Genomic DNA, 13,696 nt, shown 5'->3' with positions numbered 1-13,696 from the left:
GAGCAATTTGTTGAGCGATCAACCTTTAAGCGCGGGAGGTTATGCCTCGCGACGCGGCGTATGGGGCTGGATATTTTTCGACTGGGCGGCTCAGCCGTTTTTTACAGTTGTGATCACGTTCATCTTTGGTCCTTACTTCATTTCACGCATGGCCGAGACTGCAGAAGCCGGGCAGATCGCCTGGGGTTACGGTTTTGCTGCCGCAGGCTTCGCTATCGCAATTCTTTCTCCCATTCTCGGTTCGATTGCCGATCAGACAGGGTCTCGCAAGCCGTGGATCGGGTTCTTTGCCGTACTAAAGATCGTCAGTCTGATGACGCTCTGGTTGGCAGTGCCTGGCGCTAACCTGTTCTGGGTTCTGCTTGCCTTCAGCATTGCAATGGTTTCGGCAGAGTTTTCCATCGTCTTCAACGATTCAATGATGCCGCGTCTGGTGCCGCGCGAAGAGATTGGACGCGTTTCCAATCTGGCCTGGGGCCTTGGTTATCTCGGTGGCATGATCGTTTTGATCTTTGTGGTCTTTTGCCTCGCCGCTTCACCTGAAACCGGCAAAACGATTATCGGTATGAAACCCTTGTTCGGGCTTGATCCTGTGCAAGGGGAAGATGCCCGTATAACTGGGCCGATCTCCGCGCTCTGGTATCTGATATTTATTCTGCCGATGTTTCTTTTTACGCCTGATCAGGCGCGAGGAAAGCCCCTGCGTCAGGCGCTGGGCAAAGGTCTGTCTGAGCTCAAGGCAACATTAAGTGAGGTTCGTAAACGCCCCGGGATCGCACGATTTCTCATCGCGCGGATGGTCTATCAGGATGGCGTTAATGCAATCATTGCACTGGGTGCAGGCTATGCCGCCTCCATGTTTCAGTGGTCGATCACTGAGATCGGCCTGTTCGGCATGATCACCAATGTCATGGCGATTTTCAGTTGCCTTGTTGCGAGCCGCATGGATACGCGTTTTGGCTCCAAAGTCATCGTTATGATTTCACTGTGGCTTTTGTTGCTGGCGTCCGTTGGGATTGTATCGACAGGGCGCGATTATCTGATGTTCGGCATCATGCCACTGGAATATTTGCCGGCTCAAGGTTTGTTCGCGACCCCTGCGGAACATGCCTTCCTGGTTTACGGCGTCATGCTGGGCGCTGCCTTCGGCCCTGTGCAGGCGTCCTCCAGGTCGTGGTTTGCCCGGAGCATCAGGCCTGAAGAATCAGGCCGCTATTTCGGTATCTATGCCTTGGCAGGGCGGGCAACGAGCTTTGTCGGCCCCTTCCTCGTGGCAACAGTGACCGCGATCACGCATTCAGCCGCAATAGGGATGTCGGTGCTGGTGCTCTTCTTTGCGATTGGCATTCTGCTTGCCGCAAGAACACCTTATCCTGCGGATCGATAGGGGAAGTCAGCGCGCATCCCGGCGCGCTGATTTCATCGCTCAATCATTACATCATGCCAGCGGCTTTGGCGCATGTGATCGCGAGAAAGCCGCCGATGATCGGCGCTGCTACGGGCACCCAGGCATAGGACCAATCCGAGCTGCCTTTTCCCGGAATAGGCAGCAATGCATGGGCGATGCGTGGTCCGAGATCGCGTGCCGGATTGATCGCATAGCCGGTGGGGCCGCCAAGTGAAACACCAAGTGCCCAGACAAGCAGGCCGACCATCAGTGGTCCAAGGACGCCTGTTGCACCAACAGCCTTTGCACCAATGGCAATGACCACAAAGACCAGAACAAATGTGCCGATTATTTCCGTCAGGCAATTGGCTGGTATGTTGCGGATGGCAGGCCCGGTGCAGAAGACGCCGAGCTTGAGGCCTTTGTCTTCCGTTGGCTTCCAGTGAGGCAGGTAGGCGAGATAGACAAGCACCGCACCTGCGAAAGCACCAAGCATCTGAGCCGCAATGTAGGGCGCTATTTCAACCGCAGGAAAAGTACCGGCCGCATAAAAAGCAAGCGTCACGGCGGGGTTCAAATGACCCGCACTGCCAGCTGCAACGGCAACCATCACACCACAGAGAACCGCAAAGCCCCAGCCTGCGGTAATAACGATCCAGCCGGAATTCTGGCCTTTGGATTTTGCAAGAAGCACGTTTGCAACCACGCCATCGCCCAACAGGATAAGCACCATCGTGCCGAGAAATTCACCGATAAAACCATTACTCATCATCTACTCCGAGAGAATAATTTAGGTACTAAAAAGTCGCCCGGTGAGCGGATGTGCTCACCGGCTGTCGATAATCATTGATCGTTTTCAAGTTCGATCTGTTACGAGAGCCTTAGAGCGTGTCGCGGTTAATTGTATCCACAACGCTCGCTCTAACTCATTGTTTTTACGCATGTCGTTATCGGAAAACCGGTTCCCACTTTTCCGCGACATGCTTTAGTTTTAATCGACCCAGTTGAGAGACCGCTGCACGGCCTTCTCCCACGCGTTGAACAGACTGGTGCGCTCCTTTGCCGTCATCTTTGGATGCCAGCGCTGGCCGACCTGCCAGTTTTCAATAATGTCGTTTGTCGACTTCCAATAGCCCACGGCAAGCCCAGCCGCATAAGCTGCACCTAGGGCTGTTGTTTCAATGATCTTCGGACGCACGACTGGAACACTCAGAATGTCGGACTGGAACTGCATGAGCAGCTCGTTGATGGTCATGCCACCATCGGCACGCAGTTCAGTAATCTCTACACCTGAATCCTTGACCATAGCTTCCAGCACTTCGCGCACCTGATAGGCGCTTGCTTCAAGGGCGGCGCGGGCAATGTGACCTTTATTGGCAAAGCGCGTCAGACCAGCAATGACGCCGCGTGCGGAATCTTCCCAATGTGGTGCGTAAAGGCCGGAGAAGGCCGGGACGAAATAGACATCGCCATTGTCTTCGACGGTGCGCGCCAGTGTTTCAATGTCAGCGCTGGTTTTGATAATGCCAAGATTATCGCGCAGCCATTGCACCAGTGCGCCGGTGATAGCGATGGAGCCTTCCAGCGCATAGACCGGCTTTTGCTCACCAAGCTGATAGGCAACAGTCGTTAGAAGCCCATAGGTGGATGGAACCAGCTTTTCGCCAGTATTCATCAGCATGAAGCAGCCGGTGCCATAGGTGTTCTTGGCTTCGCCCGGCTCAAGGCAGGCCTGACCGAAAAGGGCTGCCTGCTGATCGCCCAGAATGCCTGCAAGCTTCACACTGACAAGCGCGGGCAGGGTAATCTCGCCATAGACTTCGCTGGAAGAACGAATTTCCGGCAGACAAGCTGCGGGAATACCGAACAGCTGCAAGATTTCCTCGTCCCATTTGAGCGTAGACAAATCCATCAACTGCGTGCGTGACGCATTGGTTACATCGGTGATGTGAATGCCGCCTTTTGCGCCGCCGGTGAGATTCCAGACAAGCCAGCTATCCATCGTGCCGAACAGCGCATCGCCTGCTTCGGCCTTTTCGCGCGCACCGGGAACATTATCGAGTATCCAGCGCAGTTTAAGGCCCGAGAAGTAAGTCGAAATCGGCAGTCCCGTCTTATCGCGCAGGCGATCCGCGCCACCATCTTTGACAAAATGATCGACCAGCTCGTCCGTGCGTGTGTCCATCCAGACAATGGCATTGTAAAGCGGTGCGCCGGTCTTCCCGTCCCACAGCAGCGTTGTTTCGCGCTGATTGGTGATGCCGACGGATGCAATATCGGAAGCCGTGAGCTTCGCTTTCTTCAGTGTTTCGCCGATAACATGCTGCGTGTTGCGCCAGATTTCATTGGCATTGTGCTCAACCCAGCCAGCCTTGGGATAGATCTGCTCGTGTTCGCGCTGATCCATGGCGACAATATCGCCGTTCCGGTCAAAAATGATAAAACGTGAACTGGTGGTTCCCTGATCGATGGAACCGACGAACTGTGTCATTTACTATGCTCCTCCCGCTCGAATGGCAGAGATCTTGTCAGGATGCGAATATGTATGTCCGTTGCAACCCATTTTCGCTAATCTCGAATGAATATATGCATCTCTCCAAAAACCACTTTGCTCTTTTTGAGCAGGTGGCCACTTCAACATAATTCAGGCCCGTATTGCAGCACTCCCAATGCTTTTTCGCTGACACCCTTTATTTCATTTATGCATTAAATGAACTTAATCGAAATAATATGAATATCAAACGAAAGCAATAGGGGTATTTTAGAGCGATTATCCCGCCTCTTTGATAAGATTTGCAGGCTAATTAATAGGGCGCACTTTCGTTTGCGAAAATCCATCCTATTTATCAAGTTCTCAAAGAAAAAGCCCCGGCAACATAGTGTTGTCGGGGCTTTCGGGTTCAATATAGATTGCTGTATTAGAGCGACCTTTGTGCGCCCGGAAGGGCGCACGGCGCTCTAGTGACGGAAGTGACGCATTCCGGTCATCACCATGGCAATGCCATGCTCGTCAGCTGCAGCAATGACTTCATCGTCACGCATCGAGCCGCCCGGCTGGATAACCGCCGTGGCACCTGCCTGAACAGCAGACAGCAGACCGTCAGCAAACGGGAAGAACGCGTCGGACGCAACAACACAGCCCTTGGTCAGCGGCTCGGCAATACCGGCAGCTTCTGCTGCATCTTCTGCCTTACGCGCTGCGATACGGGCCGAGTCCACGCGGCTCATCTGGCCTGCACCGATGCCAACCGTTGCGCCATCCTTGACGTAGACGATTGCGTTCGACTTCACATGCTTACCAACGCGGAAAGCGAACTTCATATCGTTGAGTTCGGCTTCGCTTGGGCTCCGCTTGGTGACAACTTTAAGGTCAAGATCATCGACAACACCGTTGTCGCGCGACTGAACCAGCAAGCCGCCTGCAACGGTTTTCGCTGCAATGCCCTTGGCGCGCGGATCAGGCAGACCGCCCGTTACCAGCAGACGTAGGTTTTTCTTGGCTGCAACGATGGCCTGTGCGCCTTCGGTGGCGTCTGGCGCGATGATGACTTCGGTGAAGATTTTGACGATTTCTTCAGCGGCAGCTTCATCAAGTGTCTTGTTGAGCGCAACAATACCGCCAAAGGCCGAAACAGGGTCGCAGGCCAGTGCCTTGAGATAGGCTTCGGTGATGGTTGCAGCTTCGGCGACGCCGCAAGGATTGGCGTGCTTGATGATGGCAACGGCTGCCGTGCGGGCTGGGTCAAACTCGGCTACGAGCTCAAAAGCTGCATCCGTGTCGTTGATGTTGTTATAGGAAAGCTGCTTGCCCTGAAGCTGCGTTGCTGTGGCCACACCCGGACGCTGTTCGCCGGTCAGATAAAAACCAGCCGTCTGATGTGGGTTTTCACCATAGCGCATGACAGAGTGCAGCTTGCCTGCAACCGAGCGATAGGTCGGGGTTTCCTCACTGATTGCTTCGGCAAACCAGTTTGAAATGGCTGCATCATAAGCGGCAGTACGTGAGAACGCCTTGGCTGCGAGCTTTTTGCGGAAAGAAATCGGCAGCGAGCCTTCGTTCTTTTCGAGCTCGGCTACAACGTCTGCATAGTCGGCCGGATCGACAACGGTTGCGACATAGGCATGGTTCTTTGCCGAGGCGCGGATCATGGCTGGGCCACCAATGTCGATATTTTCAACAGTGGTGTCGTAGTCGCCGCCCTTGAAGCGGACTTCTTCAAATGGGTAGAGATTGATGACGGCCAGATCGATGCCGCCAATGCCGTGGGCTTCCATTGCAGCAACGTGTTCAGGGTCGTTGCGCACTGCAAGCAGGCCGCCGTGAACCGATGGGTGCAGCGTCTTTACGCGTCCGTCCATGATTTCCGGGAAGCCGGTGACTTCCGAAACGTCCTTTACAGGAATGCCTTCTGCGGCAATCGACTTGGCGGTACCGCCGGTCGAGAGGATTTCAACGCCATGGGCATGAAGTGCCTTGGCGAAATCGATGAGGCCGGTCTTGTCGGACACGGAAAGGAGGGCGCGGCGCACCCGATGAAGATCGGGAGCGGGAATATGCTTGGAGCTGACAGCCATAGGAAACGGTCTCTTCGTTGCTGAAGCGTTTTGCGTTCAGGAAGGGTGGGACGATGGCGAGTTAGCACAGCTGAGACACGAATCATACCCTAAAAGCCAGCAATCGGGGCTTTGTTGATTAGGCGTAACTTCCAATCGCAACGCGGCTGAATTGCCAGTTCACTTCCGGCAGTTCAGAAGCCGGGAAGGACAGGACGATTTGCTTTGATGTCACAGGTCCGCGGAAGCCTGCAAAGAAGATGCTGTCTTCCAATTGCGGAGCAACTTCGAAACAGGAAAAGGCCCATGTGTCGTCATGTGGGGCACTGAGGATAATCAGGCCGTTTTCATCAAACGAGATATCCACCGATGGGTGGATATGAAAGCGCACCGCGACATTGTCGCGACCATTGGCTTTCAAAGCCTTGGCATCGCCACGATAGAAACGGTCGGCACCCTGAATGACGCTGCCATTATGCGAGAGCACAACGCGCCGCTCATGGTAAATACCGAAAAGGCGGGCATAGCCATCATGGCTTGCGACAAAGCCTTGACGTCCAAGGTCTTCCACGCGGTCGCGCTGAACTTTCGTCGGGCCTGCAATAATCGGCGTGCCGATCATGTTGGAGAGGCCTGCATTCAGGCTGAAACGGCAGGATGAAGTGTCATTGATGGTGGCAGTCGAGTGCGCAGCCGTCGAGCGCCCCAACGGGCGAAATTCCGGTGGGCCGTAACGGTCGACACCGGAATTGACGATATAGCGCTGACGGCCCGAAGACATTTCAAAGGCGAGACAGCCCGCATGGGCATCACGCGATGCCGTTACAGGCGGCGGAAGGCCGGTATCGGCGATAATGGTCGTCGCACCCATCGACAGGCGTTCATAGCCCGAATAAGGCGCGTGGGTCAGCGGTGAACCTGCGGTTTCATCGTGACGCAAAACAGAAATGATGCGCTCGGACAGCGTTGGTCCAACACCATTGAAAAGCGCTAGGCTGCCATCCTGATGCCGGAAGAAACGCAGTGCCGGCAACATGCGCTCGACAGCTTCGATCAATGCCTTTGGCGGGGATTCCGTGCCATTGGCATAGGTCTGACGCAGCGGCAGAAGATCGGCCAGCAGTTCAAGGATCGTAACCGGGTTGCGCGAGATATGCCCGCCATCAGGCAGGATCTGGCGCTTCAGCTCATATTCGAGATTGCGACGGGCTGCGCGGGCGGTCGGTGGTGAAACCGGCAAGGCGAGTGCTGCAAAGGCAAGCGCAATGCGCGCACGCAGACGTTCTTCGCCGTCATCCATGGCGGAGGCGACCGTGCGGAGGTAACGCACCTGCATGGCAAGCGAACGCATGAATTTGCGGTAGGCAGGCAGTTCTGCGCCAGAGAGAAAGAGGTTGGAATGCTGCAGCCAGGCGATGATGCGCTGCGCCGTTACTTCCGGCGACCAGGCAAGGCCACCGATGCGTTTGCCATAAAGGCGCATCCAGTCATCAACGAGCGCACGCGCATTGGCGGTGGCAAGCTCGCTATTGGCGCTTTTCAAGTGACGCAGCCAGCCAAAGCCCTGAAGGGCTGCTTCCCATTCAGGACTTGGCGGCTCTACTGCAAAGGGCGACATGCCGCCGGTTTCGACGAGGCGACCGGCCAGTGCGAAACGGCCGTGATAGAATTCCTGCGCCAGCTGCGGGTCGGCAACGCGAAGATCAGGAGGTGCAATGAGGATGCGCTCCGGTGTGAAGCCGGTGAAACGCCAGCGAAAAAGCGGGCCCATGCGCAGGCGACGGCTAAACTTGCGCCAAGCCTGTGCAACAGCCAGTCCCCAAAGATGCGGGGTTTCGCTCAACGCGACTGCCACCCTCTCATTCTCCGTATTCAAATTCATTCGCAATGGACCCGATAAGGCAGGTCCGTCCTTTCATGGCATGATGTATCGAAATGCTGGTTTCCAGATTTCGGAATCATGCATTCTTAGAATCGTCGATAATGGTGAATCGAGTGTTAACCATAATGGGCGCAGGGCACCCATTATGCCAAATTCATCGATTTTAATCAGCAGTTGCTAACTGATTAAAGCGCGTCGCAATTTTTCGTATTCAAGAGATGCGCTTTAAGTCATTGTTTGTACGCATGTCGTTATCGGATCGAAGCGGGATCAGAAATTAGTCCAGTGGACTAATTTCCCCGCGAAGGCGGTTCCCACTTTTCCGCGACATGCTTTAGGCCTTGCGTCTGAAACGAGCGGCGAAAAAGCCGTCCATGCCTGCCATATTCGGATTGCCATCAAAATTTTCAGCGGGCAGATCGGCAGGGGTCGACCGCAGGAAGCCTTCTTTGGTGATCAAACCTTCAAGACCGGGGCATTCTTCAAGCGTAATCGGATAGGCTTCAATGGCCGGATTTTTGAGCGCATTACGGGCCATGTCCTCGCCCTCCTGCGGATGCAGCGAGCAATTAGAGAACAATACTGTGCCGCCGGGTTTCACAAGCGTGATGGCCTTATCAAGCATTTTGGCCTGAAGGGTCGCAAGCTTCTTAATATCCTGTGGTGTCTTGGTCCATGGCACATCCGGGTGACGGCGCACGGTGCCGGTGGATGAGCAGGGCGCATCCAGCAGTACGGCATCAAACAACGTATCCGGCTTAAAATCCATCATATTGCTAGCAACCGTGCGGGCTTTTAGGCCCAAACGTTCCAGGTTGCCGTCAAGGCGCTTGAGGCGGTTTTCAGACATATCAAGGGCTGTCACATCGGCACCTTGAAGCACAAGCTGTGCTGTCTTGCCACCCGGTGCTGCACAAAGATCGGCTACGCGCTTGCCCTTGATGTCGCCCATCAGGCGCGCTGGCAGGCTTGCGGCGGCATCCTGTACCCACCAATCGCCCTCGGCAAAACCGGGCAGGTCGGTGAGGTTGCCCGCAACCGTCTCAAGACGGACAGAACCGTTAGGCAAGGCTACACCGCCGAGTTTCTCTGCCCATTCCTTCGGATCACTCTTAACGGTGAAATCGATTGGTGGCTCGTAACCATGCATGGTCAAAATAGCTTCGGTTTTTTTCGGGCCATAGGAATCGGTAAGGCTTCTTGAAAACCATTCCGGCACATTTTTTTCAGGCTGCAATGTGTGCTCGAGTGCACGCTCTTTGTTGCGCGACAGACGGCGCAGAAGAGCGTTCACCAGACCTGCATATTTACGATTACGCGGGTCATAATTCGCCGCTTCAACGGCCAGGTCAACGGCAGAGTGATCGGGCAGGTTGAGATAGAAAATCTGCGCGACGGCTACATGCAACAGGTGTTTGAGCGCATGCGCGTTTTCTGGCAATGGGCGGTCGAGACGCTTGTTGATTGCTCGATCAATGCTACCGCGATTGCGTAGCGCCGAGCCCAAAATAGCGCGAACGAGCGAACGGTCGCGTGGCTCAAGTGCCAGATACTGGGGATGGCCATGGCTGTTATCGGTCAGACCGTCGAGCGATGTGTTCTTTTCAATCACTGCACCAAGCAGGCGGGCCGCAGTGAGACGTGCGGCAAGACCGGGCCGTTGTTGTTCGGCACGGTCTGCGACGTAGTCATGTGTCTGCTGCTTGTTATTTCCACGCTTTGGCGCAGGTTTCTTATCGTTCACGCTGTTCTACTTTATCTAACGCTTGGGATGCGTTTCTACGACCACGGGCCTCGGTAGCCAGAATTGGAACCGGAACCACCACTGTTATTTTTGTCTGCATTACCACTAGTTTGTCCCCAAGGACCACTGTTTTGTGCAGGGGCTGTGTTGCGCTGCGTCATTCCAGCCGAGCGAATACCCATTTCTGCAGCCATCTGCTCCAGCGCCTGAATACGATTATCCGTGTCCGGATGTGTCGAAAACAGGTTGTCTGCACCACGTCCGCTCAGCGGGTTGATGATAAACATATGGGCAGTTGCCGGGTTGTGCTCGGCTTCCTCATTGACAACAGACTTAGCGCCACGGGCGATCTTGCCAAGGGCGGATGAGAGCCAGAGCGGGTTGCCGCAGATTTCAGCACCGCGACGGTCGGCGGCATATTCGCGGGTACGGCTTACCGCCATCTGCACGATCATCGCCGCAAAAGGAGCCACGATCATTGCAAGAATTGTACCGATGACGCCGATAATCCCATTGCCGTTTTCGCGGTTTCCGCCGAGGAAAAATGCAAAATTGCCGAGCATGGAAATGGCACCGGCAAGTGTGGCCACGATTGTCATGGTCAGCGTATCGCGGTTCTGAACATGCGCCAGCTCATGTGCCATCACGCCCGCAACTTCTTCCGGTGTCAGTCGATTGAGAAGGCCGGTTGTGGCTGCGACGGCCGCATTTTCCGGGTTTCGGCCCGTTGCAAAGGCATTGGGCTGGTCTTCGTGGATAATATAGACCTTTGGCATCGGCAGGCCCGCATTGGCAGCAAGCCCCCTGACCATACGATAATAATCGGAGCCGGAACGCTCATCGACTTCCTGCGCATTGTACATGCGCAGCACCATCTTGTCGGAATTCCAGTAGCCAAACAGGTTCATCGCAACAGCGACCACCAGTGCGATCATCATGCCGCCGCCGCCGCCCAGCAAATAGCCGATGCTCATGAACATGACTGTCATGAGAGCAATCAGCATGGCAGTTTTCGTCATATTCATGCGTATAGGTCTCCGGTTCAGCAACAGTTTACTTAATCGGGGTTTTGCTTCCCCGTCAGGTTTAACTATATGATGGGTATGAAATGCCTGATCTTCAATAATGGGCTCTAATAACGGATCGCAAACAGATGACCGATAAGTTCAACGAACCCGCCAACGACGATAATGCCGAACCACGCAAGTTTGAAGATTTGCCACCGGCAGCCCAGCGCGCGCTGAAAGAAGCGGAAGAGCGCCGCGCGAGTGAGAATGCCGAAAAGCTACCGCGTGAAATTGGCGGTCGCGGCGGCAAAGATCCAGCGCGCTTTGGCGACTGGGAGATTAAAGGGCGGACCATCGACTTCTAAGTTTGGGATATTTCCGTTTCTGCGGCCTGCAAATCGCGTTCTTTTGCGCTTCCGGTGCTCATGTACCCAAAAGTACACTCCGCTCCGGTTCTCGAAGATCACGATTTTCGGCATGCAGGAACGAAAATCTCATCAAACTAGGGCGCATTTACAGGCTCCGTTAATAAAGAAAAAGCCCCGGTTTCCCGGGGCTTTTTATTATTTCTTGTTCTGGCGGTTTTCGATCAGATCGTCCACGACGCCCGGATCGGCGAGTGTCGACGTATCGCCCAGTGAGCCGAACTCGTCTTCAGCGATCTTGCGCAGAATACGGCGCATGATCTTGCCCGAGCGGGTCTTTGGCAGGCCCGGCGAGAACTGGATCTTGTCCGGCGTTGCAATCGGGCCGATTTCCTTACGTACATGGCTTACCAGCTCTTTGCGCAGAGCGTCTTCGTCCTGCACGGCTTCGCCGGTCATCAGTGTGACATAGCAATAGATGCCCTGGCCCTTGATCGGGTGCGGGTAGCCGACAACAGCGGCTTCCGAAACCGAGTGATGCGAGACGAGTGCCGACTCGATTTCCGCTGTGCCAAGACGATGGCCGGAAATATTGAGCACGTCATCGACGCGGCCTGTGATCCAGTAGTAACCGTCTTCATCACGGCGGCAGCCGTCGCCGGTGAAATACTTGCCCTTATAGGTCGAGAAGTAGGCTTCGATGAAGCGCTTGTGATCGCCGTAAAGGGTACGCATCTGGCCCGGCCAGCTATCGATGATGCAGAGATTGCCGTCGGTCGCACCTTCGACAATCGCGCCTTCATTGTCCACCAGCTGCGGCTTTACGCCAAAGAAAGGACGCGTCGCAGAACCCGGCTTGAGGTCCGTTGCGCCCGGTAATGGCGTGATCAGTATACCGCCGGTTTCCGTCTGCCACCATGTATCAACGATTGGCGAATGCTGATCGCCGACCACGTTGTAATACCATTCCCAAGCTTCCGGGTTGATCGGTTCGCCGACCGAGCCGAGAAGGCGCAGCGTTGAACGCGATGAGCGGGTGACGAATTCGTCGCCAGCGCCCATCAGTGCGCGGATCGCCGTTGGTGCGGTGTAGAAGATGTTGACGTGGTGCTTGTCCACCACTTCCCAGAAACGACCCTGATCAGGGAAGTTTGGCACACCTTCAAACATCAGTGTGGTGGCGCCGTTAGCCAGCGGTCCGTAGACGATATAGGAATGGCCTGTGACCCAGCCCACATCCGCGGTACACCAGTAGATGTCGCCATCATGATAGTCGAAGACATATTGATGGGTCATCGAAGCGTAGACAAGATAGCCGCCGGTGGTGTGCAGCACACCCTTTGGCTTGCCGGTGGAGCCGGAAGTGTAGAGGATGAACAGCGGATCTTCCGCGTTCATTGGTTCCGGTTCGCAGGTCGGTTCGACGCTTGCGACTTCCTGATGATACCAGAGATCGCGGCCCGGTCCCCAGCTGACCTTGCCGCCGGTACGGCGCACAGTCAGGACCTTGTTGACCATCACATATTGCTTGGCAGCGATGTCGATAGCGGTATCGGTGTTTTCTTTCAGTGGAACCGGCCTGCCGCCGCGCACGCCTTCATCCGCCGTGATGACGAAAGTGGATTCACAGTCAACGATACGACCGGCCAGTGCTTCCGGCGAAAAGCCAGCAAAGACGACGGAATGCACCGCACCAATACGGGCGCAGGCGAGCATTGCGTAAGCTGCTTCCGGGATCATCGGCAGATAGATGGTGACGCGATCACCCTTCTTGACGCCATGCTTCTTCAGCACATTGGCAAGGCGGCAGACATTTTCATGCAGCTCGCGATAGGTGATCTTCTTGTCGATATAAGGATTGTCACCTTCCCAGATGATCGCAACCTTATCGCCACGGCTTTTCAGATGACGGTCGATACAGTTGTAGGAGACGTTAGTTACGCCATCCTCATACCACTTGATCGAAACATCGCCATTGAAATCGGTGTTCTTGACTTTGGTGAAGGGTTTGAACCAATCAATCCGTCGGCCGTGCTTGGCCCAGAATCCATCCGGGTCGGTCACGCTCTCATTGTACCATTCGAGATACTTCTCGTTATCTATGAGCGTGTTCTTCTTTGCCCCCGGCAGAACAGGGTAAAGCTTTTCCGACATGTCATCCTCCTTGCTGTACGGCGATCCTCCCGCCGTAATCGATAGCTCGCATCGGGGCGAAGCTATCGCCAGACTCATCTACATTCCGTCTGGCTAAACGTAAATTAGACATTGGGATCGACTATGGTCCAGAGTGACGCAGCACAAAAATATGATCAACGTGGCAGCACTCATCTTGATATGGTGCTAACATATTGTTTTTACTATTTAAAAACTATTTTTGACGAGTATAATTATTGTCGGAGCCTCTCAATGTTCACAATAGGCCCCTATAAAAAGGGGAAATCGCTATGACGACATCCGCTTTTAATTCAAAGCCCGCCCTCGGTGCGAAGTCGGCTTTTGAGCTCCAGCTTGCCGGTTACGGTCTGACAACGGCAAAGCTTTTCTACCACATGCCTGATCATCCGCATCTGCTGCAGCTCTTTGTCTGGCAGGATTATGATATCGCGCCAGATTTCCCCGTGCTGCACCACTTCATAGAGTTCTGGAAGGAGAAGATCGACGGTCCGCTGCATTCAGTGGTCTATGTTCACTGCAAGCTGCTTGGTCCGTCTGACTGGAAACATTTGCAGGGAGAGATGCTTTTGCATTGACCGAAGC

At 54.7% G+C, this 13,696-nt stretch carries 10 protein-coding genes; 3 read left to right on the top strand and 7 right to left on the bottom strand.

Annotated features, from left to right (window positions below; genetic code table 11):
- Nucleotides 1-10 precede the first annotated feature (10 nt).
- On the top strand, nucleotides 11-1,387 hold the full coding sequence (locus tag CEV34_RS04965) for an MFS transporter (protein ID WP_007876863.1): 1,377 nt from the start codon (nucleotides 11-13) through the stop codon (nucleotides 1,385-1,387).
- Nucleotides 1,388-1,433: 46 nt separating this feature from the next.
- Here CEV34_RS04965 and CEV34_RS04960 read toward each other — a convergent pair whose 3' ends face one another.
- From CEV34_RS04960 to htpX, 6 genes are all read right to left on the bottom strand, one after another.
- On the bottom strand, nucleotides 1,434-2,156 hold the full coding sequence (locus CEV34_RS04960) for an MIP/aquaporin family protein (RefSeq protein WP_007876861.1): 723 nt from the start codon (nucleotides 2,154-2,156) through the stop codon (nucleotides 1,434-1,436).
- A 222-nt stretch (nucleotides 2,157-2,378) separates the two neighbouring features.
- Nucleotides 2,379-3,878, bottom strand: a complete 1,500-nt coding sequence (glpK, locus tag CEV34_RS04955) for a glycerol kinase GlpK (protein ID WP_007876858.1) — start codon at nucleotides 3,876-3,878, stop codon at nucleotides 2,379-2,381.
- Between the two features lie 467 nt (nucleotides 3,879-4,345).
- Complete coding sequence (purH, locus tag CEV34_RS04950) at nucleotides 4,346-5,962, bottom strand: bifunctional phosphoribosylaminoimidazolecarboxamide formyltransferase/IMP cyclohydrolase (RefSeq protein WP_007876857.1); 1,617 nt, start codon at nucleotides 5,960-5,962, stop codon at nucleotides 4,346-4,348.
- Nucleotides 5,963-6,080: 118 nt separating this feature from the next.
- Nucleotides 6,081-7,796: a heparinase II/III family protein gene (locus CEV34_RS04945; protein ID WP_374891553.1), complete on the bottom strand. Its 1,716-nt coding sequence runs from the start codon at nucleotides 7,794-7,796 to the stop codon at nucleotides 6,081-6,083.
- A gap of 361 nt (nucleotides 7,797-8,157) precedes the next feature.
- Nucleotides 8,158-9,567, bottom strand: coding sequence for an RsmB/NOP family class I SAM-dependent RNA methyltransferase (locus CEV34_RS04940; protein ID WP_007876848.1), 1,410 nt, complete (start codon nucleotides 9,565-9,567; stop codon nucleotides 8,158-8,160).
- A 35-nt stretch (nucleotides 9,568-9,602) separates the two neighbouring features.
- Nucleotides 9,603-10,592, bottom strand: coding sequence for a zinc metalloprotease HtpX (gene htpX, locus CEV34_RS04935; RefSeq protein ID WP_007876847.1), 990 nt, complete (start codon nucleotides 10,590-10,592; stop codon nucleotides 9,603-9,605).
- A 128-nt stretch (nucleotides 10,593-10,720) separates the two neighbouring features.
- Here htpX and CEV34_RS04930 point away from each other — a divergent pair, with 128 nt between their 5' ends.
- Nucleotides 10,721-10,939 carry a DUF1674 domain-containing protein gene (locus tag CEV34_RS04930; protein ID WP_007876846.1) on the top strand — a complete coding sequence of 73 codons (219 nt, stop codon included), beginning with the start codon at nucleotides 10,721-10,723 and terminating at the stop codon, nucleotides 10,937-10,939.
- Nucleotides 10,940-11,137: 198 nt separating this feature from the next.
- On the opposite strand, the gene acs is transcribed toward CEV34_RS04930, so the two are convergent.
- On the bottom strand, nucleotides 11,138-13,093 hold the full coding sequence (gene acs / locus CEV34_RS04925) for an acetate--CoA ligase (protein ID WP_007876845.1): 1,956 nt from the start codon (nucleotides 13,091-13,093) through the stop codon (nucleotides 11,138-11,140).
- A gap of 290 nt (nucleotides 13,094-13,383) precedes the next feature.
- On the opposite strand from acs, the gene CEV34_RS04920 reads away from it, so the two are divergent.
- Nucleotides 13,384-13,689: an usg protein gene (locus tag CEV34_RS04920; protein ID WP_007876843.1), complete on the top strand. Its 306-nt coding sequence runs from the start codon at nucleotides 13,384-13,386 to the stop codon at nucleotides 13,687-13,689.
- Nucleotides 13,690-13,696: the final 7 nt, after the last annotated feature.

The sequence above is a fragment of the Brucella pseudogrignonensis genome, from assembly GCF_002252525.1.
In the GTDB taxonomy this organism is placed as follows: Bacteria; Pseudomonadota; Alphaproteobacteria; order Rhizobiales; family Rhizobiaceae; genus Brucella; species Brucella pseudogrignonensis.
This window is presented reverse-complemented; position numbering and strand designations above follow the sequence as displayed.